The sequence below is a fragment of the Thiocapsa sp. genome (assembly GCF_011390875.1).
Taxonomy (GTDB): Bacteria; Pseudomonadota; Gammaproteobacteria; order Chromatiales; family Chromatiaceae; genus Thiocapsa.
Window position 1 is genome coordinate 1 of the sequence record NZ_JAABRP010000236.1, and the last position, 334, is coordinate 334.

General features: G+C 52.7%; 1 pseudogene. It reads left to right on the forward strand.

Going from position 1 to position 334, the window contains the following annotated elements:
* Positions 1–230 precede the first annotated feature (230 nt).
* Positions 231–334: pseudogene (csrA, locus tag GPT33_RS15960) on the forward strand (carbon storage regulator CsrA); the annotation flags it as partial.

Below are 334 nucleotides of genomic sequence, written 5' to 3' on the forward strand. Positions count from 1 at the left end.
AATCCGCCGAGGTCTCTTGGAATTGCGTTTTCGAGGACAATTATCCTTGCGCAGTGCGCGAAACTTTTTGATTCTTGCAGGCAGGTGCTAAAATCCTCCAACGAGACTCGGTTTCTCGCACCCGATCTGCGGCTGGCTGTGCCTTCGAGACAACCGACCCGCGATACGTCTGGTTGACGGTTCGGGTACTATCATTCAATCGGAAAAGGGAACGTAAGGGAGATTAAGCGATGTTGATTCTAACCCGCCGGGTTGGCGAAACCCTCATGATCGGTGACGAGGTCACAGTGACTGTCCTCGGTGTCAAAGGAAACCAGGTACGCATTGGGGTCAA